The sequence below is a fragment of the Enterococcus sp. DIV1090 genome (genome assembly GCF_050537975.1).
Classification (GTDB): Bacteria; Bacillota; Bacilli; order Lactobacillales; family Enterococcaceae; genus Enterococcus; species Enterococcus faecalis.
Map to the genome: position 1 here is coordinate 436,151 of NZ_CP172917.1, position 24,234 is coordinate 460,384.

22 protein-coding genes are annotated in these 24,234 nt (G+C 38.0%); 16 read left to right on the plus strand and 6 right to left on the minus strand.

Going from position 1 to position 24,234, the window contains the following annotated elements; genetic code table 11:
- Nucleotides 1–72 precede the first annotated feature (72 nt).
- The 5 genes from pfkB to bph all read left to right on the plus strand — a co-directional run bounded on the left by pfkB (nucleotide 73) and on the right by bph (nucleotide 4,606).
- Entirely contained in the window at nucleotides 73–999 is a 927-nt protein-coding gene (gene pfkB / locus IGL48_RS02200; protein WP_002355534.1) for a 1-phosphofructokinase, read from the plus strand.
- A 4-nt stretch (nucleotides 1,000–1,003) separates the two neighbouring features.
- Complete coding sequence (locus IGL48_RS02205; protein WP_002355535.1) at nucleotides 1,004–2,422, plus strand: PTS fructose transporter subunit IIC; 1,419 nt, start codon at nucleotides 1,004–1,006, stop codon at nucleotides 2,420–2,422.
- A gap of 26 nt (nucleotides 2,423–2,448) precedes the next feature.
- Nucleotides 2,449–2,910 (plus strand): fructose PTS transporter subunit IIA, encoded by a 462-nt coding sequence (locus tag IGL48_RS02210; RefSeq protein ID WP_002358680.1) that lies wholly within the window; start codon nucleotides 2,449–2,451, stop codon nucleotides 2,908–2,910.
- Complete coding sequence (gene lacD, locus IGL48_RS02215; RefSeq protein ID WP_010824416.1) at nucleotides 2,907–3,884, plus strand: tagatose-bisphosphate aldolase; 978 nt, start codon at nucleotides 2,907–2,909, stop codon at nucleotides 3,882–3,884. Before IGL48_RS02210 ends, lacD begins: the two co-directional genes overlap by 4 nt.
- Nucleotides 3,885–4,072: 188 nt before the next feature.
- Complete coding sequence (gene bph / locus IGL48_RS02220) at nucleotides 4,073–4,606, plus strand: biofilm phosphatase Bph (protein WP_002355538.1); 534 nt, start codon at nucleotides 4,073–4,075, stop codon at nucleotides 4,604–4,606.
- A gap of 87 nt (nucleotides 4,607–4,693) precedes the next feature.
- Here the strand turns inward: bph and IGL48_RS02225 are convergent, their stop codons facing one another.
- Nucleotides 4,694–5,125: a GNAT family N-acetyltransferase gene (locus tag IGL48_RS02225; protein ID WP_002355539.1), complete on the minus strand. Its 432-nt coding sequence runs from the start codon at nucleotides 5,123–5,125 to the stop codon at nucleotides 4,694–4,696.
- A 75-nt stretch (nucleotides 5,126–5,200) separates the two neighbouring features.
- On the opposite strand from IGL48_RS02225, the gene IGL48_RS02230 reads away from it, so the two are divergent.
- The 6 genes from IGL48_RS02230 to IGL48_RS02255 all read left to right on the plus strand — a co-directional run bounded on the left by IGL48_RS02230 (nucleotide 5,201) and on the right by IGL48_RS02255 (nucleotide 12,136).
- The gene (locus IGL48_RS02230) at nucleotides 5,201–6,415 is read left to right on the plus strand and encodes an AI-2E family transporter (protein WP_025190675.1); all 1,215 of its coding nucleotides are present in this window, start codon (nucleotides 5,201–5,203) and stop codon (nucleotides 6,413–6,415) included.
- Between the two features lie 174 nt (nucleotides 6,416–6,589).
- A complete protein-coding gene (locus IGL48_RS02235) occupies nucleotides 6,590–7,969 on the plus strand; it encodes a hemolysin family protein (protein ID WP_002363168.1) in 1,380 nt (459 codons plus the stop codon).
- Between the two features lie 173 nt (nucleotides 7,970–8,142).
- On the plus strand, nucleotides 8,143–9,717 hold the full coding sequence (locus IGL48_RS02240; RefSeq protein WP_002355543.1) for a peptide chain release factor 3: 1,575 nt from the start codon (nucleotides 8,143–8,145) through the stop codon (nucleotides 9,715–9,717).
- A gap of 175 nt (nucleotides 9,718–9,892) precedes the next feature.
- The gene (locus IGL48_RS02245; protein WP_002355544.1) at nucleotides 9,893–10,336 is read left to right on the plus strand and encodes a DUF3290 domain-containing protein; all 444 of its coding nucleotides are present in this window, start codon (nucleotides 9,893–9,895) and stop codon (nucleotides 10,334–10,336) included.
- A 15-nt stretch (nucleotides 10,337–10,351) separates the two neighbouring features.
- Entirely contained in the window at nucleotides 10,352–10,999 is a 648-nt protein-coding gene (locus tag IGL48_RS02250) for a DUF421 domain-containing protein (protein ID WP_002368017.1), read from the plus strand.
- Between the two features lie 66 nt (nucleotides 11,000–11,065).
- Nucleotides 11,066–12,136, plus strand: coding sequence for a hypothetical protein (locus IGL48_RS02255; protein WP_048949566.1), 1,071 nt, complete (start codon nucleotides 11,066–11,068; stop codon nucleotides 12,134–12,136).
- Nucleotides 12,137–12,177: 41 nt separating this feature from the next.
- Here the strand turns inward: IGL48_RS02255 and IGL48_RS02260 are convergent, their stop codons facing one another.
- Both IGL48_RS02260 and IGL48_RS02265 read right to left on the minus strand, forming a co-directional pair.
- Entirely contained in the window at nucleotides 12,178–12,492 is a 315-nt protein-coding gene (locus IGL48_RS02260) for a DUF1827 family protein (RefSeq protein ID WP_002355547.1), read from the minus strand.
- 194 nt (nucleotides 12,493–12,686) lie between these two features.
- Nucleotides 12,687–14,927 (minus strand): ATP-dependent Clp protease ATP-binding subunit, encoded by a 2,241-nt coding sequence (locus tag IGL48_RS02265; RefSeq protein ID WP_048949567.1) that lies wholly within the window; start codon nucleotides 14,925–14,927, stop codon nucleotides 12,687–12,689.
- Nucleotides 14,928–15,228: 301 nt separating this feature from the next.
- On the opposite strand from IGL48_RS02265, the gene IGL48_RS02270 reads away from it, so the two are divergent.
- The 3 genes from IGL48_RS02270 to ptsP all read left to right on the plus strand — a co-directional run bounded on the left by IGL48_RS02270 (nucleotide 15,229) and on the right by ptsP (nucleotide 17,584).
- A complete protein-coding gene (locus IGL48_RS02270) occupies nucleotides 15,229–15,420 on the plus strand; it encodes a hypothetical protein (RefSeq protein ID WP_002366170.1) in 192 nt (63 codons plus the stop codon).
- A gap of 170 nt (nucleotides 15,421–15,590) precedes the next feature.
- Complete coding sequence (locus tag IGL48_RS02275) at nucleotides 15,591–15,857, plus strand: phosphocarrier protein HPr (RefSeq protein ID WP_002355551.1); 267 nt, start codon at nucleotides 15,591–15,593, stop codon at nucleotides 15,855–15,857.
- On the plus strand, nucleotides 15,857–17,584 hold the full coding sequence (gene ptsP / locus IGL48_RS02280; protein ID WP_002363173.1) for a phosphoenolpyruvate--protein phosphotransferase: 1,728 nt from the start codon (nucleotides 15,857–15,859) through the stop codon (nucleotides 17,582–17,584). Before IGL48_RS02275 ends, ptsP begins: the two co-directional genes overlap by 1 nt.
- Before the next feature lie 44 nt (nucleotides 17,585–17,628).
- Here ptsP and IGL48_RS02285 read toward each other — a convergent pair whose 3' ends face one another.
- Genes IGL48_RS02285 through IGL48_RS02295 form a run of 3 tightly spaced genes read right to left on the minus strand, consistent with a single transcriptional unit; the run spans nucleotide 17,629 to nucleotide 21,911 of the window.
- On the minus strand, nucleotides 17,629–18,708 hold the full coding sequence (locus IGL48_RS02285) for a DUF916 and DUF3324 domain-containing protein (RefSeq protein ID WP_048949568.1): 1,080 nt from the start codon (nucleotides 18,706–18,708) through the stop codon (nucleotides 17,629–17,631).
- 35 nt (nucleotides 18,709–18,743) lie between these two features.
- Nucleotides 18,744–19,481: a WxL domain-containing protein gene (locus tag IGL48_RS02290; protein ID WP_010777416.1), complete on the minus strand. Its 738-nt coding sequence runs from the start codon at nucleotides 19,479–19,481 to the stop codon at nucleotides 18,744–18,746.
- 54 nt (nucleotides 19,482–19,535) lie between these two features.
- Nucleotides 19,536–21,911 carry a hypothetical protein gene (locus tag IGL48_RS02295; protein WP_048949569.1) on the minus strand — a complete coding sequence of 792 codons (2,376 nt, stop codon included), beginning with the start codon at nucleotides 21,909–21,911 and terminating at the stop codon, nucleotides 19,536–19,538.
- 263 nt (nucleotides 21,912–22,174) lie between these two features.
- Here IGL48_RS02295 and tig point away from each other — a divergent pair, with 263 nt between their 5' ends.
- Nucleotides 22,175–23,458 (plus strand): trigger factor, encoded by a 1,284-nt coding sequence (gene tig, locus IGL48_RS02300; RefSeq protein ID WP_002355556.1) that lies wholly within the window; start codon nucleotides 22,175–22,177, stop codon nucleotides 23,456–23,458.
- A gap of 111 nt (nucleotides 23,459–23,569) precedes the next feature.
- Nucleotides 23,570–24,232, plus strand: a complete 663-nt coding sequence (locus tag IGL48_RS02305; RefSeq protein ID WP_002355557.1) for a hypothetical protein — start codon at nucleotides 23,570–23,572, stop codon at nucleotides 24,230–24,232.
- Nucleotides 24,233–24,234: the final 2 nt, after the last annotated feature.

Genomic DNA, 24,234 nt, shown 5'->3' on the forward strand with positions numbered 1-24,234 from the left:
ATTTTTGCGAAAGAATGAAAACCTTTACATGGCGTTTTGAGACATAATAAAGAGGAGAAAGGAGGAACTACAGTGACTATTTATACATGTACATTAAATTTAGCCATTGATTTATTTATCGAAACAGAAGAGCTAGTTCCTTTTGTCGTGAATCGTACGAAGGAAGATGATATTCAAGCAAACGGGAAAGGAGTCAATGTTTCCCTAATTTTAAAGATGTTAGGGATTGATAATACCGCTTTGGGAGTCAAAGCTGGTTTCACTGGGAACTATGTCGAGGACTATTTAAAAGAAAAAGAAATAACCACTGATTTTATCGAAGTCGCTGGTACAACGAGAATTAATGTGTTTACAAAAGTTACCCAAGATCAAAAGGAATACAAATTAGTCAATAAGGGACCAAAATTATCTGAAGAACATGTACAACGTTTTTTGAAAAAAATTTCAGAGTTACGTAAAGGGGATTATTTGTGCGTATCAGGAAGTTTACCACAAGGGGTTTCGCCAAGTATTTTGATTGAAATTAGCCGAATTTGTTTTGAAAAACAGGTGTTCTTAATCTTAGACAGTAGTTATGAAGAAATTTTAGATTGTTTGCCTTATCAACCATTTTTATTGAAACCAAATGAAGAAGAACTTCAAGAGTGGTTTCATACAGAAGTGCAGACTAAGGACGATTACATTTTTTACGGACAAGAATTACTGAAGCGGGGAGCCAAAAATATTTTACTTTCTTTAGGTAGTGAAGGGGCTTTATTTATGAATAATGAAAAGGTTCTTTCAGGTAATTCACCAACTGGAATGGTTGTGAATACAGCTTGTTCAGGGGATGCAATGTTAGGTACCTTTTTAGCTGGCTGGCATCAAGGACTTTCATTGGAAAAAAATTTAAAAAGAAGTATTGCAGCAGGTAGTTCAACAGCATTTCGCAAAGGATTGACAGATTTTTCAGATGTTCAGGAGTTAGAGCAACAAATAAAGATTCAAGAGGAGGAATAAACAGATGGCTACGTATCAATTAATAGCTGCTACAGGTTGTCCGACGGGAATAGCGCACACGTATATGGCACAGGAGGCATTGGAACAAGCTGCGAAACGTAAAGGTATTACGATTAAGGTTGAAACACATGGTCAGATTGGTATAGAAAACGAGTTAACACCTGCAGAAATCCAAGGAGCGGAGGCAGTCATTATTGCCGCCGACAAAGACGTTCAAGCAGAACGTTTTGCTGGGAAACGAATTATTGATGTCCCTGTCAGTGTGGGGATTAAAGAAGCAGATCGCTTAATTGAAGAAGCGCTCGCAGGAAAAGGATCGATTGCGGCCGAAAACCAAGCAGTGGATGAACTTGAACAGGAAACACAAATTTCTTCAGGAAATGTTGGACATAGTATTTATAAAAACTTAATGAATGGCGTCTCTCACATGTTGCCGTTTGTAGTAGCAGGCGGCGTTTTAATTGCTCTTTCTTTTGCTATTTGGGGTATTTATTCATTTGATCCAGAAAGTAGTCAGTATAATGCTACCGCTGCTATGTTAAAAAGTATTGGTGATGCCTCAATGGGCATGATGGTGCCAATCTTATCTGCGTATATCGCAGAGGGGATTGCCAAACGACCTGGTTTGGTTGTGGGCTTTGTCGGTGGTTTGATTGCTAACACTGGTGGTACTGGCTTTTTAGGAGGGATATTATCTGGTTTCCTTGCTGGGTATTTCATTCTTTTATTACAAAGAGTATTTAAAGGTTTGCCTAAATCATTAGATGGTTTAAAAGCAATTTTCCTTTATCCAGTCATTGGCGTTGCAGTTATTGGTATCACTATGTCTTTATTAGCAGATCCGATGAAAGCTGTTAACGAAGGAATGATGAGCTTTTTAGCTAGTTTCCAAAACTCCAGTCCGTTGGTTTTAGGAATTATTGTGGGTTGTATGTGTGCCTTTGATATGGGAGGTCCAGTTAATAAAGCGGCCTATGTTACTGGGACGGCACTCTTAGCTCAAGGAAATACTTCTTTTATGGCAGGAGTTTCTGCTGCCTGCATAGCGCCACCTTTAATTACAGGTTTTGCTACATTATTCTTTGGAAAATACTTTGACACAAATGAACGCAATGCGGGCCTAGTGAACTTTATTTTAGGCTCCACACATATTACAGAAGGCGCTATTCCGTTTGCGGCAAAAGACCCATTGAAGGTTTTACCAATTATGATGCTCGGATCTTCAATTGCGGCAGTCTTAACGTATATGTTTGGGGTACAAGTGCCAGCACCTCATGGAGGATTTCTTGTTTTACCAGTTGTTACTCACGCTGTTCAATGGGTTTTGGCAATTTTAGCTGGTTCATTGGTAGGTGGCTTATTGCTAGGTTTTGTACAAAAAAGTAGAATCGCCAAACAAGAGCAATCGTTATCAAAAAAATGAAATAACAGGAATTAGGAGTGGATGGAATGGCTTTTATTAAAGAAAATCATATTTTTTTAAATCAACAGTTACAAACGCAAGAGGATGTTTTTCATTTTTTAGCAAAAAAATCAACAGAATTGGAAGTTGCTCAGGACGCACAGGAAGTTTTCGATAAACTGAACGAGCGAGAACAAGAAGGAACAACGGGGATGATGAATGGATTTGCGATACCTCATGCAAAAGCAGCAACGATTCAACAAGCGGCCATTATCATCGTTACCTTGGACCAAGGTGTTGAGTGGCAGAGCCTTGACAACCAATTAACGGAGTTTGTGATTGCGCTGTTTATTCCAGATGCCGAAGCTGGCACGACACATTTGAAATTACTCTCTTCCGTTGCGCGCCTCCTATTAAGAGAAGAAGTTACTTCTGGACTGAAACAAGCAAGTTCGCCAGCTGAAATTGCTACGTTACTAAATAATCAATTAGGAGAGGGAACAGAATGAAAAAAATTAGTGAACAAAAACGTAAACATTTAGAAAATCTGGTAGATGATCAAGGGATTATTGGCGCACTAGCCATTGATCAACGTGGGGCCTTAAAACGCATGATGGGAAAATACAAAGAGGTGACTGCGCAAGAAATCAGTGACTTTAAAGTATTAGTATCTCGTTGCTTAACACCAGAGACTTCAGCAATTTTGTTGGATCCAGAATATGGCCTAGCTGCTGCTGAAAATCGAGCACAGACTTCAGGTTTGTTACTTGCGTATGAAAAAACGGGCTACGATGCTTCGACACCAGGACGGTTACCCGATAGTCTTGATGTTTGGTCGGTTAAGCGTTTAAAAGAAGCGGGCGCAGACGCGTGTAAATTTTTACTTTATTACGATGTTGACGAAAGTGAAGCAATCAATGAACGAAAGAAAGCTTATATAGAACGGATTGGTTCAGAGTGTTTAGCCGAAGAAATTCCATTCTTTTTAGAAATTGTCTCTTATGATGCAAACAATTCGGATAGTGCTTCAAAAGAATACGCTAAAGTAAAACCGCACAAAGTAATTGAAGCGATGAAAGAATTTTCAAAGGATCGCTATAATGTTGATGTTTTAAAAGTAGAAGTCCCTGTGAATATGAATTTTGTAGAAGGTTTTGGCACTGAAAGTCTTTATAGCCAAGATGAAGCGCAGGCCTTTTTCAACATGCAAAGTGAAGCAACACAACTTCCATTTATTTTCTTGAGTGCAGGGGTTAGTGCTGCGATGTTTCAGGAAACATTGAAATTTGCAAAAAAAGCAGGTTCCTCGTTTAATGGAGTCTTATGTGGTCGCGCAACTTGGGCAGACGGCGTGCTTCCATTTGTTCAACAAGGTGCTGAAGCAGCCGTTGCGTGGCTTGAAACAACTGGTAAAACAAATGTTGACGAATTAAATCAGGTTTTAAGAGAGAGCGCAGTATCAGTCTTTGAAAAAATCCAGTAATTAAGCTGAAAATATTTACTGAATTTGAACTATTTGGTCATCTGAATTAAATTTTTTCAGAAATCGTCTTCTTTAAGTGAACTCAATGTACGCAAACTCAAAAGATATGATATAATTATTTCGATATCGATGTATGAACACCCAAAAAGTAACATTGCTTTACTTTATTTGGGGAAAGTTGGGGTATTATGGGAATTCCTAAAGAAGGCGAGTTTGTAACCATTCAGAGTTATAAACATGACGGACATTTACATCGAACGTGGCGTGATACGATGGTACTAAAAACGAGCGAGTATTCTTTAATTGGTGTGAACGATCACACGTTAGTAACGGAATCCGACGGACGTCGGTGGGTGACTCGTGAACCAGCCATTGTTTATTTTCACAAGAAATATTGGTTCAATATAATAGCAATGATTAGAGAAAAGGGGGTTTCGTATTACTGCAATCTGGCTTCGCCATATGTTTTAGATGACGAAGCGTTGAAGTATATTGATTATGATTTAGATATCAAGGTTTTTCCAGATGGTGAAAAACGTTTACTAGACGTTGATGAATATGAATTTCATAGCAAACTAATGGATTATCCAGAAGATATTGACTTCATTTTAAAAGAAAATGTCAAGACTTTAGTGGATTGGATTAATAACGAAAAAGGCCCCTTCTCGCCCGAGTATGTAGATATCTGGTATCAACGTTATCAACAGCTATCAAAAAAATAGCCGATGTAAACAGCCCACAAAAGGAGCTTGGAGCATTAGCCAAAATGGCTAATGCTCCAAGCTCTAAATTTTCCGATTTAATTGGTGTTATAGTTCTTTATTCATTTCGTAGTGTTCAATGCCAGCATCCATAAAAGGTGCTCCTGTTTTTTGATAACCTAAACGTTCATAGAAGCCTACAGCGGTGACTTGTGCTCCTAGAGTAATCTTGTGGTAGCCTTGTTCTTTGGCAAAATTTTCCGCCGCTTCCATAATCACTCGTCCATAGTCGGCGCCACGGTAAGCTTTTTCAACGGCCATTCGTTGTAATTTCATAACGCCATTTTCTAGTGGAAGCAAGCGACAAGTTGCGACAGCTACATGGTTCGTGTACAAAACAAAGTGAATACAATGTGCTTCATATTCATCGATTTCCATCTCTTCTGGTACCCCTTGTTCCGCTACGAATACGCGTTGACGAAGCCGGACAGCATCTAAATAAAGATCACTCATGGTATCTTTTGTTTGAGCTACATGCATAGAAAAACCCCCAAGTTCAGAATCTGTTTCTATTTTATTATACCACGAAAAAGTTCTAGCAATGAAGTATTCTCAATGACTGAGGGGGGAAGGTGTGATAAAATAAAACAGCAACAATTGAATAAAAATAAAGGAGGAGCCGCTGTGATTAATCGATTTAAAGAATCGAAATTATTTTTCTGGTCAGTTGAATTACTTGTCGTGGCCATGCTATTATTTATTGCTTCGAAAATTAATTTCTTATTTGCACCGATTGGGACATTCTTTTCAACGTTGTTTGCCCCAGTCTTAGTAGCAGGCTTTTTGTATTATTTACTAAATCCTGTGGTCAATCTACTAATGAAGACGAAAATGAAACGAATTTATGCCGTCTTACTGGTATTTTTATTACTAATCATCGCATTAGTTCTGATCTTATTAACAATTATCCCTAAGTTGGCAGATCAGCTAGCTAGTTTAGCATCAAGTATGCCGGATTTCTTTAAACAAGTGGAGACCTGGATTTATGAGATTGCGGAGTTACCTATTTTTAAACAAATTGATTTAACAAGCTATATTGAAAAAATGGATATTTCTTATGCAAATATTATCCAACAATTTTTAAGTAGTTTATCAAGTAGCTTAGGTTCAATCGTATCAACGGTGGCGTCAACCACTATTGTTTTGGTCACTGCGCCATTTATTTTATTTTATATGTTAAAAGATGGAGATAAGCTAGTACCAGCGGTTCAACGCTTTTTACCTGAGAAAAGAAAAGATGATATTGTGGATCTTTTAGGACAATTGAACCAAACCTTATCCAGTTATATTAGTGGACAAGCGATTGAATGTTTATTTGTCGGTACATTTACGATTATTGGGTATTCATTGCTTGGCGTTCGTTATGCCTTTTTATTTGGTGTCATTGCCGGCTTTACGAATTTGATTCCCTATCTAGGCCCTTATTTAGGATTAGCGCCCGCTGTCTTAGTGACTATCTTTAATGAACCCGTCAAAGCAGCCTTATGTTGTTTAGTGGTGCTAGTGGTTCAACAATTGGACGGAAATATTATTTATCCAAACGTTATCGGAAAATCTCTAAAAATCCATCCATTAACGATTATTTTAATTTTATTGGTGGCAGGAAATTTAGCAGGTTTGCTAGGTATTTTCCTCGGTGTCCCATTTTACGCAATCTGCCGGACCATTATCTACTATGTTATTGATATGGTCAAAGCGGGTCGTAGTGAAAAAGTTACCAATGCTGTTCTTTTAGGGAATGAAACAAATACGAAAGAAAATAACGGTTAATGATTGAATCCGCTAATCTTTCGTGCTATGATTTTATGGATTAGGATAGAAAATAACCTGTCATAATACTGATTGTGTCTGTTTCTAAGCCTAACCATAAAAAGAGGAAGAACGTTAAAAGAGTACGAAAGTACAGCCTCGGAATTATCAACAATTAAGGAGAGAGAGAACATTATGAATAATGCTGACCCTGAGAGTCAGTCGCTAATTGCGCAACTTCTATTATTAGTCGTGTTGACGTTTATCAATGCCTTTTTGGCAGCGGCGGAAATTGCAGTCGTATCTGTTAACAAGAATCGTGTGGAACAAAAAGCGGAAGACGGCGACGCAAAAGCTCAAAAATTGCTTAAGGTATTGCAAGACCCCAATAACTTTTTATCCACAATCCAAGTAGGGATTACTTTGGTTAATATCCTATCTGGTGCTTCATTAGCAGAGACTTTATCTAGTCGTTTGGCCCCTGTATTAGGTGGCGGCGCCGCAGCTAAGAGTCTTGCCAGTATCATTATCTTAGCGTTGTTAACGTACGTTTCTATTGTATTTGGTGAATTATACCCTAAACGAATTGCTATGAATAAATCAGAAGAAGTCGCTCAATTGACTTCTGGTGCAGTCCGCTTTTTAGGAGTTATCGCGCGTCCCTTCGTTTGGTTGCTATCGGCTTCGACCGATTTATTATCCAAAATCACACCAATGACTTTCGATGATGCTGATTCGAAGATGACACGAGATGAAATGCGCTACATGCTTGAAACAGAAGGTGTTTTGGAAAACGAAGAACTAGAAATGCTACAAGGTGTCTTTTCATTAGATACAAAAGTGGCACGAGAAGTAATGGTTCCTCGGACAGACGCATTCATGGTTGACATCCAAGATGATGTCCAAGAAAACATCAATTTAATTTTAGGAGAAAATTATTCTCGGATTCCTGTTTATAGTGAAGACAAAGATAAAATTGTTGGTATTTTACATACCAAAACGTTACTAAAAGCTGCACGTAATTTAGGCTTTGAAAACATTGAATTAGGCGCAATCATCCAAGAACCATTATTTGTCCCAGAAACCATTTTTATTGATGATTTACTTTATGAGTTAAAACGAACACAAAACCAAATGGCGATTTTACTAGATGAATATGGCGGTGTTGTCGGTTTAGCAACACTAGAAGATTTACTAGAAGAAATCGTTGGTGAAATTGACGATGAAACAGATGAAGTAGAAAATTTATATACACAAGTGGCCGACAATGAATATTTGGTTCAAGGACGCATGTTAATTGACGAATTTAATGAAGTATTTGAAACAGATTTACACATGAGCGATGTTGATACAATGGCAGGTTACTTAATTACAGCATTAGGAACCATTCCTGATGAAGGGGAAAAACCTTCTTTTGAAGTGGGCAATATTAAGTTAACTGCTGAAGAAATGGAAGGCACACGTTTGCTAGTCTTACGCGTTCATTTCTACGATGAAGAAACTGTCGATGAAGAACCAGAAGAAAATCGTCGTTTTTTCCGTAAAGAAATGGAAGATGACGAACCAAGACGTTAAAAATAACCTGTGACATCAGTCGTTTTGACTAATGTCGCAGGTTTTCCTTTTAAAAAACAGCCAACAGCAGCTCTTTATTCTCAAGGCTTGACATGATATACTAGCAAAGGTTAATCAAAAATTATGCTGAAGAAAATAAATAAATAAACATCACAAGTGATAAGGAGATTTTTATGACGATCAATCAAAAAGAAGCAGTCGATAGTCGCCGTACGTTTGCGATTATTTCCCATCCGGATGCTGGGAAAACAACGATTACTGAACAATTACTATTATTTGGGGGCGCCATCCGCCAAGCTGGAACCGTCAAAGGGAAAAAAACAGGGAACTTTGCCAAATCTGACTGGATGGAAATTGAAAAACAACGGGGAATTTCGGTAACGAGTTCTGTGATGCAATTTGACTATCAAGACAAACGGATTAATATCTTGGACACCCCAGGGCATGAGGATTTCTCAGAGGATACGTATCGGACCTTAATGGCCGTGGATAGTGCTGTGATGGTTATTGATAGTGCCAAAGGGATTGAAGCACAAACGAAAAAACTTTTCCAAGTTGTTAAAAAACGTGGTATTCCAATTTTTACTTTTATTAACAAATTGGACCGTGACGGACGGGAACCATTGGAACTTTTAGAAGAATTGGAAGAACTATTGGATATTGAATCTTATCCAATGAACTGGCCAATTGGTATGGGAAAAGGCCTAGAAGGTCTATACGATATTTATAATGAACGTGTGGAATTATATCGTCCAGAAAATAATGGCGGGGAGCGTTTTATTCCTTTAAAAGATGGCGATATCCCAAGCGATTTACCATTGCACAATAACAGCGTTTATCAACAAGTGTTGGAAGATGTTGAGTTATTGGTAGAAGCAGGCGATGAATTTAGCGAGGAAAAAATCGCTCGTGGTGATCAAACGCCAGTCTTCTTCGGTTCTGCTTTGACAAACTTTGGGGTTCAAACATTTTTAGAAACCTTCTTACAATTTGCGCCTGCGCCACATGCGCATAAAACAGAAGAGGGTGGCGAAGTAAGTCCTTATGAAAAAGAATTTTCAGGCTTTGTCTTTAAAATTCAAGCGAATATGAACCCCGCCCATCGTGATCGAATTGCTTTTGTTCGAATTTGTTCAGGTGTTTTTGAAAGAGGCATGGACGTGACCTTAGGTAGAACAGGCAAAAAAGTCAAATTAAGTAACGTGACGCAATTTATGGCGGATGCCCGCGAAAACGTCACAGAAGCTGTTGCAGGCGATATTATCGGCGTGTATGACACAGGAAATTACCAAATTGGCGATACTTTGTATGAAGGGAAAATGAATGTTCAATACGAAGAGTTGCCGTCATTTACCCCTGAATTATTCATGAAAGTGACTGCCAAAAACGTAATGAAACAAAAATCTTTCCATAAAGGAATTTACCAACTGGTTCAAGAAGGAGCCATTCAATTATACAAAACATATTTAACGGAAGAATATATCATTGGCGCCGTAGGTCAATTGCAGTTTGAAGTTTTCCAATACCGAATGTCTAATGAATACAATGCTGAAGTGGTAATGACGCCAATGGGTTCTAAAATTGCCCGCTGGATTAATCCAGAAGATTTAGATGAACGCATGAGCTCTAGCCGAAACATTTTGGCACGGGACCGTTTCGATCAACCTTTGTTCTTATTTGAAAACCAATTTGCGGAACGCTGGTTTGCGGATAAATATCCAGATGTTGAACTGAAAAGTTTGATGTAAAATTAATTTGTAATCAATCAGTAGCTGAATCTTTAGAAGATTGAAGCTCGGCGCAATCATTCTCAAGATGATTGCGCTGAGCTTTTTCTTGTTATAAGGTATTAAAGCAGGCGTGATTGTTTTTTTTGAGATAGAATACTTATTATAACGAACCTATCAAGGAGTGGACAAGAACATGAATTTTTATGGCATCGAGTATTTAAAAAGCCAATCTAATTTAAATGATTACTTAAAGTATTTTTTTATTTTTGCTTTGTTAATCGGGCTAGTCATTGTGTTTAGTTTTTATGTGCGACATCAAATTCAAACGAAATATCGTGAATTAAGTATTATTATTTTTTTATCATTATTATTTGTTTTAGGGGTTCAATATTCCAATTATCAACTGAACCAAAATCAGCATTCACAATCTTCACAAATGGTACATTTTGTCGAACAAGTGGCACAGGAAAAAAAAGTTTCTCCAGAAAAAGTTTATGTCAATGGTACACAATTGGCTGACGGAACCATAGTTAAAATTGACGAAGTGTTTTACAAAATGAGTTTAAGTACGGATCAGCAGTCTTATACGTTACAAGAAACGTATTTATTAACACCAACGATTGAAATCATAAAGTAAAGTGAGGGAAAATTAATGCAGTTTTATAGTCCAATTATTATTAAATTTGCTTTAGGTATTATTTGTTTAATTGTCCAAATTAATTTGATGGGAAAAGGGAATTTGGCGCCCACATCGGCTATGGACCAAGTGCAAAACTATGTATTGGGGGGCATTATTGGTGGTGTTATTTATAATGATTCAATTACGGTGCTCCAATTTGTATTAGTGTTAATTTTGTGGACATTATTAGTCTTAATTTTAAAATTTGCAAAAGAACACAATCGCTATGTGAAGCAAATTGTGGATGGTAAACCCATTACTTTAATCAAGGATGGACAGGTTGTGGTGAAGGAATGTTTGAAAAATGGTATTTCTGCAAATGATCTAATGTTTAAATTACGAGCAAATGGTATTTATGAAGTCCAGCTTGTTAAACGGGCGGTTTTAGAACAAAATGGTCAATTAACAATCGTCGAATATGGCGATGAAAGTATTCGTTATCCGATTATTGTGGACGGTCAAGCCAACATGGATGTCCTAGAGTTAATCAAAAAAGATGAGCACTGGCTATTAACGCAAATCCAAGAACAAGGATTTCAAAGATTACAGGAAATCTATTTAGGTGAGTATTTATCTGGACAGTTAAGTTTATCGCCGTATGAAGAAAAAACGATTGCTTAGCTATACTTTTCATTCTACTTATATTAAAATTAAATGGTAATTCAATGAGTTTTAAAAGGAGGGAAAATGAAAACTAAAAAGATAGTTGTCGGGTTATTTTGTTCAATGATTGTTTTAATGGGGTGCCAACCAGATCAACGAACTGAAAAAATGAAAGAAAGTACTGAAGCAGAAGCAGTCCAAGTAACGAGTGGTGCCTCGGCAGCCACTAATGCCACTTCTGTAAAGCGGGAGGAGCAGACAAACACGAATGATCAACCGAAGGAGAGTGCTGCCAAAGTGAGTTATGAGCGTAATGGACATACCTTTGAAGTTGATGCTGTTTCTGGCGCTACAGTAGAAGCTAATAATGGACAATCAGTAATTAGTCCAGAAGAAAAAGCCCAGAAGATGTATTGGTCAGGTCGTCCAGAAATCGGGGAAGTTCAAGGAGATTATTATCATCATGAAGTCGTGTTTGATGGCGGCTATACGGCTTTAATTGATGTCGTTGTTAAGGATCAACAAATTCAGTTAGTGGAATTTGATGAACGTGGACCTAAAAACTATTATTCTGAAGAATGGGCAGGAGTGACAAAACGTTTATCCGGCTATGCAAATTTTCAAGCGAACAACGCCCGAACTGATCAATCGTTAGTGACCGTTGTTAATACGATGACTTTTTTAGAAAATCAAATGGTTACTGAAAATCGTCTAGATGGCGCCTTCCAGACAGCCAAAGGTCAATCCAATAGCGCTAATAATGGCTATCTTCCTGCTGCTAGGGCTTTAGCCAAGGAAATCAAAGAACCCTCAAAAGAACATTATACAAGTCTAACAGAAGATTTTGGGGAGGGGCTTTCTGGACGTTTAACTGTTATTACGTTAAAAGATTCAGGGAAAATAACCGATCTTCGTTATGATGAATATTTTGCAGATACAGAAGAAGAGATTAAAGATGCGAAACTGAAGGCTTATTCTCGCCAATCAAAATATTTTTCTAAAGATTATGCTCAAAAATCGGGAGAAAATTTCAAAAAAGAAGTGGATGACTTAAGAAAAAAAGCAATCAAGGAAAACAAATTAGTCAGTCCGACAAATGAGGAAGCCTGGTCGGAAAATTATCAAAGTCTTGTAAAAAAAATAACGTCACAATAAATTAAAAAACTGCCGAAGTGGGGAAACTTCGGCAGTTTTTTTTAGTTTTCCATGAGGGAAACTTTTAATGGAACAGACACTTCGGTCACATGATTTAATTCAATGATAGAAATTTCATCTGGGTCATAAGCCTCTTTAGGTAATCGTTTTAACAGTTTTGCTAAAATTTCTTTTACTTCTGTCGGACGAATGCGACGATTTTTATTCATAATCAGAACTTCCACATGGTGAGCTGCTTCTGAATAGACAGCGGTCGTGTTTCCTGCTGAGTAGACTTTTACAAAGTAAGCATCCGTGTTTTCCAATTGTTTATTTACTAATTGTTTGTAGCTATTGGTCACATTCACTAATTTCATTTTATCACCTCATTATAGTTGTGTGCTGCAAAAGAGCGTTTCCAATTATGTACAGGAGTTCCAGATTGAATTTTTTCTATGAGGAACAAGTATACGAATATCTTTCTTCTATTATAGTTTTTTTTGATGAAAATAAAAAGTGAAAAGCATAAAAAAATCCGCACGCATTGTTATTAATGCGTGCGGATTTTTGATTATTCTGCTTGGTCAGATGTTGAAGTTTCTGTTTTAGTCACTTCTTGTGCGCCAGTTACGATAATTTTACCTTCGTTATCTAACGCTGCGACTAATTGATGATTTTCAGGATGATCTAGATAGTATTCAGCAATGCCGTCTTCAATTTGTTCTTGAATCGTTCGGCGTAAAGGACGAGCGCCCATTGCAGGATCATAACCTAAATCAACGAGTTTCTCTTTGACTTCTGTTGGAACCTCAATGTGTAATTTTTGTTTAGCTAATAAGCCATTTACTTCTTCTAACATCAAGCTAACAATGTTCATCAGGTTTTCTTTGCTTAATGCTTTGAATTCGATAATACCATCGAAACGGTTAAGGAATTCGGGGGTGAAGAAGTTGTTCAATTGACCTAAAACAGATTTAGTCACACCTTCACGGGCAGCGCCAAAGCCAACGTTGGCTTCCACAGCTCCTGTTCCAGCATTACTTGTCATGATAATGATGGTGTCTTTAAAGCTGACCGTACGACCTTGTGCATCTGTTAAACGACCATCGTCGAGAATTTGTAAAAACATGTGTAAAACATCAGGATGCGCTTTTTCAATTTCATCCAATAAAATTAAACTATAAGGATTACGACGGACTTTTTCTGTGAGTTGTCCAGCTTCGTCATACCCAACATAGCCTGGAGGAGAACCAATCAGTTTAGAAACACTGTGTTTTTCCATATACTCACTCATATCAAAACGAACCATCGAATCTTCTGAACCGAATAGCTCAAAAGCTAATTGTTTTGCTAATTCTGTTTTACCAACGCCTGTTGGCCCTACAAATAAGAAGGAACCAATTGGGCGGTTTTGTTTGCCTAGGCCTACACGATTGCGACGAATCGCTTTAGCTACTTTATCGACGGCATCATCTTGTCCGACAACATGAGCTTTTAAGTCAACAGCTAAATTTTTCAATTGGGTTTGTTCTTTTTCTTTTAAGTCACCGACAGGAATGCCAGTTTTTTGTTCCACAATGGCTTCAATATCTTTTTCAGTGATGACGGGTGTTTCTTCATCGCTGATTTGTTTTTCTTTCATTGCTTGTAATTTATTGATTTGATCACGATAATAAGCCGCTTTTTCAAAATCTTCTTCTGCGGAAGCTTGTTGTTTTTGTTGTTCCGCTTCTGCTAATTTTTTATCAATTGTTTTTGGATCGACGAGTTGAATAGTTAGATTCATTTTTGAACCAGATTCATCTAACAAGTCAATCGCTTTATCTGGTAAAAAGCGATCTTGAATGTAACGGTTGGATAAGTTTGCTGCTGCGTTAATCGCTTCATCTGTATATTTAACATGATGATAATCTTCATAACGTTTTTGCAAACCATGTAAAATCGTTATGGTTTCGGCAACGGTTGGCTCATCTACTTGGACTGGTTGCATCCGACGTTCTAAGGCAGCATCTTTTTCAATAATACGGTACTCATTTAAAGTTGTGGCACCGACTAATTGTAATTCACCACGTGCTAAGGCTGGTTTTAAAATATTGCCAGCATCCATATTGCCATCACCAGCAGCACCAGCACCCACAATTTCATGGACTTCATCAATAAATAAAATGACATTTTCAGCTTCAGTGATTTCTTCAATCAATTTTTGCATCCGTTCTTCAAATTGTCCGCGAATACCAGTTCCTTGAACAAGTGAAACCACATCTAAACGAATGACTTCTTTGTCCAATAATTTTTGGGGCACATCGCCATCGACAATTTTTTGGGCTAAACCTTCGACAACGGCTGTTTTACCAACACCTGGTTCACCGATTAAAACGGGGTTGTTTTTTGTACGGCGATTTAAGATTTCAATGACACGCTTAATTTCTTGGTCACGTCCTACCACAGGATCGATATCTCCTTGGCGTGCCGCTTCGGTGATGTTAATCCCATACTCGCCTAGTAAACCTTGACCAGCGCCAGCGCCTCCGCGAGGGGGTTGACCTCCATTACCACCATCACCAAATTGAGTGGGTGGTGTTTGTTGTTCATAAGGATTCCTTTGTTGCATTTGGCGAGAAAGAGAACGATATAAATCGTCTAAACTCCCAAAGCCAAAAGGGTCTTGTCCCATATTTTGAGGGGAATTATTTGCTTGATTTTTTAATTTTTGATAGCAGCTTTGGCAATAGTCCAGTTGTTTTCTTTGACCATTCACATTTGCATATAAATGAATTGTTGCTTCATTTTGTTGACAATTTTGACAAATCATTGAATGAAACACATCCTTTCAAAATAACTGAGGCCAGAAAAATAGTTGTTTGCTCTATTATTTCTAGTAAACAGACCATTTTTCCTCAAACCAGCCAAGTACTAGATAGCAAGAATAAATTCTGTCTATAAAACCACTTGACCATTTTTGACCTTTGAAGTTATTATAGCATTTTTTGTAAGAGAATCAAGTAAAAGACCTTGTTTAAAAAAAGGCAAAGATTCGATTTTTTTACAGACAATTGCGCCATTTTCAAGTAAACTATAAGAGTTGATATTTAAGAGAAAGAGTGGTGAAATCAATGGCTGAAAATCCTTTTGTAGAAAAAATTGCTTCATTAAAAGCTGGAGAAATCTCTGAATTAATCGTGGAGCAAAATGAATTTTTCCAATTTCGTGATGCTTGGATTTCTTTACCTGACCGCGCGGAAATTGTTGGAGAAGCGGGGTTAAATGGACGAATCATTTATCGTTACCAAAAAGAGGAAGAATAGTCAGTGCAAAACATCACGAAATTTAAGCAAAAAGTGTTGTGTAAGATAGAAAAAAATGGTAATCTTAGAAACTGAAAGGGTCTTTTTTCGAGTAGACGTTTGATTTTAGCGTATCAAGAAAGGAAAACCCTAACATAAAAATTTTTTATTTACGAAGGAGACCGATTTATATGGAAAAGAAAGAATTTCACATTGTAGCAGAAACAGGAATTCACGCACGTCCAGCTACTTTATTAGTACAAACTGCAAGCAAATTTAACTCAGATATTAACTTAGAATACAAAGGTAAATCTGTTAACTTAAAATCAATCATGGGCGTTATGTCTTTAGGCGTTGGTCAAGGTTCTGACGTAACAATCACTGTTGATGGTGCTGACGAAGCTGAAGGAATGGCAGCAATCGTTGAAACATTACAAAAAGAAGGATTGGCTGAATAATGTCTGAGATGCTAAAAGGGATTGCCGCAAGTGATGGCGTTGCTGTTGCTAAAGCTTACCTGCTAGTTCAACCTGACTTGTCTTTCAACAAAACTTCCGTAGAAGATACTGAAGCAGAAGCAACTCGCTTAGACGATGCTTTAGCAAAATCTACTGAAGAGTTGCAAGCAATTCGCGACAAAGCAGCTCAAAGCCTTGGTGAAGCAGAAGCGCAAGTTTTCGATGCTCATTTAATGGTTTTATCTGACCCAGAAATGGTTGGTCAAATCAAACAAAATATCCAAGACAACAAAGTCAATGCAGAAGCTGCCTTGAAAGAAGTTACGGATATGTATATTGGTATGTTTGAAGCAATGGACGATAATGCTTACATGCAAGAGCGTGCAGCAGATATTCGTGACGTTGCCAAACGTATCTTAGCACATTTATTAGGTGTGACTCTTCCAAATCCTTCAATGATTAACGAAGAAGTAATCGTGGTTGCCCATGACTTAACACCTAGTGATACTGCACAATTAGACCGTACGTATGTTAAAGCCTTTGTGACAGACATCGGCGGACGTACTTCTCACTCAGCAATCATGGCTCGTTCGTTAGAAATCCCTGCAATCGTTGGTACAAAAGAAATTACTGACAAAGTAAAAGCAGGCGATATTTTAGCAGTGAACGGAATCATTGGGGATGTTATTATTGACCCAACAGATGCTGAAAAATCTGAATTTGAAGCAGAAGCAAAAGCTTATGCAGATCAAAAAGCAGAATGGGATAAACTAAAAAATGCAGAAACAGTGACAGCTGACGGCAAACATGTTGAGTTAGCTGCAAACATTGGTACACCAAAAGATTTAGAAGGCGTACACAAAAACGGCGGCGAAGCTGTTGGTTTATATCGTACAGAATTCTTATACATGGATTCATCTGACTTTCCAACTGAAGAGGACCAATACCAAGCGTATAAAGCAGTTCTTGAAGGAATGGAAGGAAAACCCGTTGTGGTTCGTACAATGGATATTGGTGGGGACAAAGAGCTTCCTTACCTAACATTACCACACGAAATGAACCCATTCTTAGGTTACCGTGCATTACGTATTAGCTTATCAGAACTAGGTGACGGCATGTTCCGTACACAAATGCGTGCATTATTACGTGCGTCTGTTCATGGTAACTTACGTATCATGTTCCCAATGGTTGCTACTTTGAAAGAATTTAGAGCAGCGAAAGCAATCTTTGAAGACGAAAAACAAAAATTAGTCAACGAAGGTGTTGAAGTTTCAAACGATATCCAAGTAGGTATTATGATTGAAATTCCAGCAGCTGCCGTATTAGCTGATAAATTTGCCAAAGAAGTTGACTTCTTTAGTGTTGGAACTAACGACTTAATCCAATACACAATGGCGGCAGACCGTATGAACGAACGCGTTTCTTACTTATACCAACCATACAACCCATCAATCTTACGTTTAATTAAAAATGTAATTGATGCAGCACACGCTGAAGGTAAATGGGCTGGTATGTGTGGTGAAATGGCGGGCGATCAAACAGCTGTTCCATTACTATTGGGTATGGGCTTAGATGAGTTCTCAATGAGTGCTACATCTATCCTTAAAACACGTAGCTTGATGAAACGTCTAGACACAACTAAAATGGCTGAACTTGCTGACCGCGCATTAAAAGAATGCGACACGATGGAAGAAGTCGTTGCATTAGTTGAAGAATATACAAAATAATTAAGCGATTATGAAAGCACATCGACAATTGTCGATGTGCTTTTTTACTGTTGCGATTCACGTATTTTTTTCTTGAAATAATAAATCGTGCTTCCCAAAATGAATAGAAAAACCAGCGTGATGCTACTCACCAGTTTCCAAGGGAAATTGGTGTGTTTTTCAGGTGGGTGGTTGACGGCGGTAGCATTGTATTTTTTAGCTTCTTTTTCTTGGATGACTAAGTGTTTTTCCCACGAATAGTCTTGATAGCCATCGTTTGCTTTGATTTTTACAGTATAATTTCCAGGAACAAAAGGTTGTTCCTTTAAGTCAATCCGATAATTAAAATTTGTATTAGGAGCCATTGTTAACGACTCTTGGTGATTTTCGTAGCGAGGTTTGGTTTCTTTTTCATAATACAAAGAGGCATCGACTTGTAATTTTTTAATCATAGCCGCTTGTTTGTTTTGGAGATTCATTAATACGCGGTTACGACCGTTAGCTTGATCGGTTTTTACTTCATTTAAAGATAATTCTGGCTGAACAGGTTCATCTGTTTCACTAAGTAAGACGCCGACTACATAAGAAAAACGATTATTGATGGCCACACCGTTTTCTGAGTGAGCAGGTTGTTCATCTGACTTTTGTTCAAAGTAGAGTCCTCCTAAAACGTACCCATTAAATGGTTTTTCCGGTAAAGTAAGCTGACATTCAACAGTCTTGGTTGAGTGTTTAGGTAGGTGGATTTCTTTTGGTAATTGCGCAATCTCATTAAAAGTAAAAGGTGCAGATGGGTCTTTTTTTGTTTCAGCATGAGAATAATCTGCCAAGCCATTATCATTAGTAATCGCTGCATTAGCTGAAGCTAGCACGGTAATGTCGTTGGCTGTTTGATTCGTTAGTTCGATTTGTAGCTTTTGTGTTTGGTTTGGAGCGACACGTAGATCAAAATAACTTGTCTCTTTGGTTCGTTGATTGTCGGGTAAAATGGCTTTTACAGAAAAAGTCATTTCGCTTGCTTCTACAGAATAAGAGCCAATAAAAAATAAAAAAATGATGACGCTAATAGCATGGAGCCATTTAAAAAGCTGCTGATTCATAGTGTGCACTCCTTTTTGACAATTTTTTATAACAAGGTATTGCATGAAGTTGTTTCATGCAATACCTTGTTTGTTTTCTTTTAAAGTGGTGTATCATCCAAAATCCAAGTAAGCGTTGTTTTATATTGTTTAGCTGCAACTTTTTTCGTTGTCGCAGGAACAGTTAATTGAATGCCTTGAGCAGCGGTCGCTCCGCTACCAAAAGCTAATGTCCAAGTGCCCATTCCTGTTGAAAGAGCGGCAGTCGCCACAGGAGAAGTGGCGGCACCAGTTGGATCCAAGGTTACTGGGACCGTTAATGGCGCCAAAGAAAGTAACTGTGTTGAATTGGGTGTTGCTGCTAAAAAGGTCAAGGACGCATTATCCAAAACAGCGGGTGTTGAATCACTTGTAGCAAATTGCGCACTCTGTTTAACTGATAATTTCCAGCCAAGATTTAGACCACGTTTGTCAGTTACTTGAACATAGTTTGGCACGCTAATTAAATCGCCAGTACTATTTTGCACTTGGTCCAGTTGTGCCGAATAGATTGCTGTTCCGGCTTGAATTTGTTTTGATCCAAAATGGATATTTGAAACATAGTCAATACTAAGGGGTCCGGCTGTACCAGGTTGATGAGGATCAGCAGGATTAGGTGTCACAGGCTGGGAAGGGTTCGTCGGGTTGACAGGTGGCGTGACAGTATTATCAAGAGTAAACGTAATATCAGCGTTGGATTGAATAGAAGCGACTTGAGCTGCTTCAACTTTTGGACTATTTAAAAGCATAAGAGGCGTAGCAACGAACAAAATGCTTGAAATGCGCACGATCTTTTTCATTTTTTATTCCTTCTTTCTTGTTTATTTTTAACTTTTAAAAAAGCTAAATCCTAATTAGAGGGGTGTATCAGAAAGAATCCATTGTAATTCGGCAGTGTAAGATTCTTTGACCGTTAAATTAAGGTCAGGAGCAACGCTTAAAAAAAGTCCATTTTGTTGGTTCCAAGGAATTTCTACATTGTTATCGTCCGTTGCGGTGTATTGATAAACTTCGGTTGCTAAAGAGGAGAGAGGAAAATCACTGCCATTTTTTCGATAAATGAAAGCTTGCTGGATCGTTTTATTTGTAGAAGTTGAATGCATTGGCTGACTCTCTCTTACCAACAAATGCCATGGTGTTTTTGCAACTCGACCATCGGCAATGAGGAAAGGAGTGCTAATGGTCGATGGTGAGTAGAGGATTCGTTTGCTGGGAAAAGGTAAATTTTTAAAGGAAACTGTAGTTGGCATCTGCACAAAACGGAGGGTACCGTTTTTGATGGGTAAAGACTGTTCCTTAGTGATTGGCGTAATTGGCGTTCCGCCACCATCATTGCCAGTAACCGTGCTAGAAAATAAAAGAAATTGGTTTATCCATTCTTCTGTAACCGTTGCTGTATATTGTAAGGTGAATTGTGTATTGGCTTCCGTAAAATTATCTGCTGGCAGCGAATTATGATAACTCCAATACGGCAAACCAGTGGAACTATCAGTTAAAAGTTGAAGCCCAGCTATTGGCGTACTTAAACCTGCTGCTGATTGTTTTGTTAATGTAGCAGCTGAAAGTTGGGACAGTCCTTTAGGCACCGTTGCTCGTAATTGCTGATTCATCCACGTTGCTGGTTGATTGGTTAAACGTGTGGTTAACGTAAAACGAATGATTTGACCACTTACGACAGAGTTTGCAGCTTCCCAGAGCCCTTGTGCATTTTTCCGCTCAATGATTTGCGTGACCGTTAGTTGAGGCACAGGATAAGCAACTGTTTGAGAAACAGTAGAACTGGTTAGCAAAGGCAGGCCAGTGCGATTGCTGAGCCCTTGGGCCCACAAGCTGACCGTTTCTCCTCCTTGGAAAGTGGGTAAATTAGCAAATTGAAAATGGCTATTGGAATCTAAGGACGTTGTGTAAATAGAACCACCATTTATTTGTACTTTAACTTGATAGGTTCCGTTAGATACTTGAGAAGCTTTACCTGAAAGTTGAGTTGAGCCGGCATTGGCGACTACGTTTGTGACTGGTTGGATTGACCAATTGACACTTTGGTCAGCTGAGGGGCTGCTTTGAATATAGTCGGTTGACGTTTTGGAACGAGCAAAGACAATTGTAGAGAGCGTGTCGCCATATTCTAATGGTGAAGCTAACGATGTCGAGAAATTTCCGGCTGCATCGACAGAAATCCCTTTCACCACAATGGGGGTAGTGGTGCCATCATGGCGGTTCAAGGTTAATTGAACAGAGTAGTTATAGTTTGGGTCTTGTACTTGTTGAATGGTCCCTGTTACAGTAGTGTCCAGATGATTTGATTGAGTTAGTTTGGCTGGTGTGACTTGAGGAACGGGATAATTCCCTAAACTAAGTTGAGCTTTGCTAATTACGCCTGTTTTTGTATTATTCCCAATAATAATATTAATTGCACCTAATCCAGTGCCAACATCTGTAAAGGTTCCTCGAATCGGATAGTCTTTGCCGTTAAGAGCAGGAGGGATTGAAATTCCTCGTTTATAAAGTGCGCCCACATCAAACGAAATGGCGGCAGACCATTTGGTTCCGGGAAGTAACACCAAGGTGCTACTTGGAAAAGTCAGATATACAGAATGATAAGTGCTACTATAAGAGAGGCTGACGCCGTTAGTTGAACTGTGAATATCTTGAGTGGTTGTTCCTGGATAACTGACAGTCCCTGTTAAAAGAGTCAGAAAATCTTGTTGCTTTAGAGTGTCGTTATCTAACTGGCTTGAAATTTCTGTAGGAAGTTGAATAGCAATAATCGGTCGATCATTAATTGCTAAGCCGATAAGTGTCACACTGTATTCATACGAAAGTGTGATAATATCTTGGTTATACGTTCCCGTGCTTAAGGTACTTTTTAAGGTGCTATTACCAACAGAAACACTAGCTGGCGTAGGTGCCATAGGTTCATCGTTTTCAGAGGAAGCATGGGTTTGCTCGGTTTCTTGTTCCACGATATCGGTTGCTTGAGTTGTTTGTTGTTCTGTTGAAACTGAGGTAAATGTTTCACTAAAAGTAGAGGCGTGAGTTGTAGGGTTCAGTGTTTCAGAATGAGCTATCAAAGGTTGAGTCAGCGATAAAAAAAGCCATGATATGATGCAAGAAAAGATTCCCCAGACGAACTTATTCAAAACCATCCTCTCCTTTTTTGATATTATATGTATAATGACGAAAATATATAATGCGTAAATATTGAGTACATACATTCTATAATGGGCCATTCATAAAGTAAAGCGATTACATCCGATGATGAACAAGATATTTTGTTCACAATCTTTTAGGATTTTAAGAAGGAAATTTCTCGAAATTCTATGCTTTTTTAATCCGAAAAAATTAAAAAACTGATAGTTTGCTAAAAATCGAGTCTTTCTTTCACTTCTTAGCACTTAAAATATTTACATTTTCCTAGGGATAGTGTACTATTTAAAGGTATGCATAAATAAAGTTTGATGTATAAAATTAAATGTTATTCGGAGGGAAACAAATGTCTGCGAAATGGGAAAAAAAAGGCACTAATGATGGTGTATTAACTTTTTCAATCGAACAAGCAGTAATCGAAAAAGGATTAACGCAAGCGTTCAATAAAGTGAAAAAAAACTTAAACGTACCTGGTTTCCGTAAAGGAAAAGTATCACGTACTGTTTTTAACCGTATGTATGGAGAAGAAGCGTTATACGAAGATGCGTTAAACGCTGTTTTACCAGAAGCATATGAAGCGGCTGTATTAGAAGCAGGAATTGAACCAGTAGCACAACCAAAAATTGATGTTGAAAGCATGAATAAAGGGGAAGACTGGGTTATCACTGCTGAAGTAACTGTAAAACCTGAAGTAAAATTAGGCGAATACAAAAACTTAACAGTGTCTAAACAAGACCGTGAAGTAACAGATGAAGACGTGGAAGCACGTTTGAAACGCGAACAAGAATCTCAAGCTGAATTAGTAATCAAAGAAGATGCCGCTGCTGAAAATGGCGACACTGTAGTTATCGACTTTGAAGGCTTCTTAGGCGACGAAGCATTTGAAGGCGGCAAAGGCGAAAATTACTCATTAGAATTAGGTTCTAATTCATTTATTCCAGGCTTTGAAGACCAATTAGTTGGCAAAAAAGCTGGCGAAGAAGTAGAAGTAAACGTTACTTTCCCTGAAGATTACCAAGCAGAAGATTTAGCTGGTAAAGAAGCAGTCTTCAAAGTAACTGTTCATGAAGTAAAAGCAAAAGAATTACCAGAATTGGATGATGAATTTGCAAAAGACGTTGACGATTCAGTAGAATCATTAGACGAATTAAAAGAAAAATTCCGTAAAGAATTGACAGAAGCAAAAGAAGCAGCAGCTGAAGAAGCAAAAGACGAAGAAGCAATTCGTTTAGCTGTTGAAAATGCTGAAATCGTTGAATTACCACACGTAATGGTTCACGACGAAGTTCACCGTTCAATGGATGAATTCTTAAACAACATGCAACGCCAAGGAATTTCTCCTGAAATGTACTACCAATTAACTGGTTCTACAGAAGAAGATTTACACAAACAATTTGAAGGCGAAGCAGAAACACGTACAAAAACAAACTTAGTGATTGAAGCAGTTGCCAAAGCTGAAAACATCGAAGTAACACAAGAAGACATCGATGCTGAAGTGAAAGATTTAGCAGAACAATACAACATGCCTGAAGCGCAAGTACGTAAAGTATTAAACAACGACATGTTAGAACACGATATTCGTATGAAACGTGCTGTTGAAACAATTACTGAAACAGCTGTTGAAAAATAAACATTTTTAATAAGCTCTTCATTCGATAGAGTTTTCTAAAACTGTAGATGGAAGGTGTCTTTCATCTACAGTTTTTTTCATATAAAATAACTTTTGAAAGGGTGTGTCAAAATGGATAAAAATTATTCGAAAATTAAATATGGATTAGTGGTGTTTGGCATCTTATGCTTGACGTACAATCTCTGGGAATTTTTTACGGCTAAGTATTCAACAAAACAAGGTGTGACGTTTGTTATCGAATGTTTACTTGGAATTGGTCTAATCTTTTTACCGGATCTTGTCAATAAATTTTTAAAAATTATTATGCCACCGACTATCGTTTATTTTTACTGGTTTTTCTTATTTATTTCAGTATTCCTAGGAACCTCGTTGCATATGATCTCAATCATTTCGTTCTGGGATAAAATTTTACACTTTGTTAGTCCGATGCTGTTAACTGCTGTGGGTTATGGTATTGCTGCTTTCCTATTGAAGAAAACGAAGTACGCCGATGTTTCCCCGTGGTTATTTTTATTATTTGGGTTTGCATTTGCAGGGCTTTGTGGCGTCTTCTGGGAATTCTGGGAATTTATCTGCGATTCATTAGGGAACATGAACTTACAACGCTATAATATGTCCAACGGCCAACCATTTATTGGGCGTGCTGCTTTAATGGATACGATGGGGGATTTATTTACCAATACCCTTGGGGCCTTTGTGATGGGCGTGTACACGTATATCAGAAGCAAAGGAAATCCTGAGTATTTAGAAAATTATGCGATAAAGAGAAAATAATA

Bases quoted from the DNA above. Each gene is read 5' to 3' on its own strand.
- IGL48_RS02205 (WP_002355535.1), top strand. From the start codon at position 1,004: ATGGCTACGTATCAATTAATAGCTGCTACAGGTTGTCCGACGGGAATA.
- IGL48_RS02210 (WP_002358680.1), top strand. From the start codon at position 2,449: ATGGCTTTTATTAAAGAAAATCATATTTTTTTAAATCAACAGTTACAA.
- lacD (WP_010824416.1), top strand. From the start codon at position 2,907: ATGAAAAAAATTAGTGAACAAAAACGTAAACATTTAGAAAATCTGGTA.
- bph (WP_002355538.1), top strand. From the start codon at position 4,073: ATGGGAATTCCTAAAGAAGGCGAGTTTGTAACCATTCAGAGTTATAAA.
- IGL48_RS02225 (WP_002355539.1), bottom strand. From the start codon at position 5,125: ATGCATGTAGCTCAAACAAAAGATACCATGAGTGATCTTTATTTAGAT.
- IGL48_RS02230 (WP_025190675.1), top strand. From the start codon at position 5,201: ATGACTGAGGGGGGAAGGTGTGATAAAATAAAACAGCAACAATTGAAT.
- IGL48_RS02235 (WP_002363168.1), top strand. From the start codon at position 6,590: ATGAATAATGCTGACCCTGAGAGTCAGTCGCTAATTGCGCAACTTCTA.
- IGL48_RS02240 (WP_002355543.1), top strand. From the start codon at position 8,143: ATGACGATCAATCAAAAAGAAGCAGTCGATAGTCGCCGTACGTTTGCG.
- IGL48_RS02245 (WP_002355544.1), top strand. From the start codon at position 9,893: ATGAATTTTTATGGCATCGAGTATTTAAAAAGCCAATCTAATTTAAAT.
- IGL48_RS02250 (WP_002368017.1), top strand. From the start codon at position 10,352: ATGCAGTTTTATAGTCCAATTATTATTAAATTTGCTTTAGGTATTATT.
- IGL48_RS02255 (WP_048949566.1), top strand. From the start codon at position 11,066: ATGAAAACTAAAAAGATAGTTGTCGGGTTATTTTGTTCAATGATTGTT.
- IGL48_RS02260 (WP_002355547.1), bottom strand. From the start codon at position 12,492: ATGAAATTAGTGAATGTGACCAATAGCTACAAACAATTAGTAAATAAA.
- IGL48_RS02265 (WP_048949567.1), bottom strand. From the start codon at position 14,927: ATGATTTGTCAAAATTGTCAACAAAATGAAGCAACAATTCATTTATAT.
- IGL48_RS02270 (WP_002366170.1), top strand. From the start codon at position 15,229: ATGGCTGAAAATCCTTTTGTAGAAAAAATTGCTTCATTAAAAGCTGGA.
- IGL48_RS02275 (WP_002355551.1), top strand. From the start codon at position 15,591: ATGGAAAAGAAAGAATTTCACATTGTAGCAGAAACAGGAATTCACGCA.
- ptsP (WP_002363173.1), top strand. From the start codon at position 15,857: ATGTCTGAGATGCTAAAAGGGATTGCCGCAAGTGATGGCGTTGCTGTT.
- IGL48_RS02285 (WP_048949568.1), bottom strand. From the start codon at position 18,708: ATGCAATACCTTGTTATAAAAAATTGTCAAAAAGGAGTGCACACTATG.
- IGL48_RS02290 (WP_010777416.1), bottom strand. From the start codon at position 19,481: ATGAAAAAGATCGTGCGCATTTCAAGCATTTTGTTCGTTGCTACGCCT.
- IGL48_RS02295 (WP_048949569.1), bottom strand. From the start codon at position 21,911: ATGGCCCATTATAGAATGTATGTACTCAATATTTACGCATTATATATT.
- tig (WP_002355556.1), top strand. From the start codon at position 22,175: ATGTCTGCGAAATGGGAAAAAAAAGGCACTAATGATGGTGTATTAACT.
- IGL48_RS02305 (WP_002355557.1), top strand. From the start codon at position 23,570: ATGGATAAAAATTATTCGAAAATTAAATATGGATTAGTGGTGTTTGGC.